The 961-nt window shown below is 61.9% G+C and carries 1 protein-coding gene; it reads left to right on the top strand.

The genetic code is table 11. From position 1 onward, the window contains the following. The first annotated feature begins 172 nt into the window (after positions 1-172). Positions 173-739: a recombinase family protein gene (locus OKC40_RS22615; RefSeq protein WP_003159185.1), complete on the top strand. Its 567-nt coding sequence runs from the start codon at positions 173-175 to the stop codon at positions 737-739. Positions 740-961: the final 222 nt, after the last annotated feature.

The following is a 961-nucleotide window of genomic DNA, read 5'->3' as shown; positions in this document are numbered from 1 at the left end:
TGCGACTGGCGCGGCTTGGCTCCCATAGCGAGCTGTTCGGCTGATGCCAGTCGCCTTGTCCGCCAAACGATCATTAGTCGGCCATGCCGGACACTGTCCAGCAAAGTTATTGCACAACGGGTTGTCGGACATTAAGATAGGCGGACGGAATGACGGACAAGAGAGGCGGCAAATGGCACTGATCGGCTATGCGCGGGTATCGACGGCGGAACAGGACACCGCCTTGCAGACGGATGCGCTACGCAAGGCAGGCTGCGAGCGCGTTTTCGAGGACACGGCTTCCGGGGCCAAGGCCGACCGCCCCGGCTTGGCTGATGCGCTGGCCTACCTGCGCGACGGCGACGTGCTGGCCGTCTGGCGGCTGGATCGGCTCGGGCGCTCTATGCCGCACCTAATCGAAACGATAGGCGCGCTGGAAGCGCGAGGCGTCGGCTTCCGTTCTCTGACGGAAGCCATCGACACCACCACGCCAGGCGGGCGGCTCATCTTCCACGTGTTCGGCGCGCTGGGCCAGTTCGAGCGCGACTTGATCCGCGAGCGCACCAAGGCCGGGTTGACTGCCGCCGCCGCTCGTGGGAGGAAGGGCGGGCGAAAGCCGGTTGTCACCGCCGACAAGTTGCAGCGAGCGCGGGAGCACATCGCCAACGGGCTTAATGTCCGAGAGGCCGCTACACGGCTCAAGGTGAGCAAGACGGCCCTGTACACCGCGCTGCAATCCACCAGTGCAGCCGACTCCTGATATTCCGTGCAGTCGTCTTCTGAAAATGACACTCACGCGCAGGTAGATGCGTGCGACTTTCATGCGGGCCTCCTGGTCATTTTGGGTATAGGGAAAATGACCATTGTTTCACGCCTAGCCAAAAAGGGAAGGTTCCCGGTTCAAATGTCGTTTTCAGAAGACGGCTGCACTGAACGTCAGAAGCCGACTGCACTATAGCAGCGGAGGGGTTGGATCCATCAG

The organism is Aeromonas sp. QDB11 (genome assembly GCF_027705265.1).
Taxonomy (GTDB): domain Bacteria; phylum Pseudomonadota; class Gammaproteobacteria; order Enterobacterales; family Aeromonadaceae; genus Aeromonas; species Aeromonas allosaccharophila.
The sequence above is the reverse complement of the archived record's forward strand: the minus strand, read 5'-3'. Positions and strand labels throughout refer to the sequence as shown.

Bases quoted from the DNA above. Each gene is read 5' to 3' on its own strand.
- OKC40_RS22615 (WP_003159185.1), top strand. From the start codon at position 173: ATGGCACTGATCGGCTATGCGCGGGTATCGACGGCGGAACAGGACACC.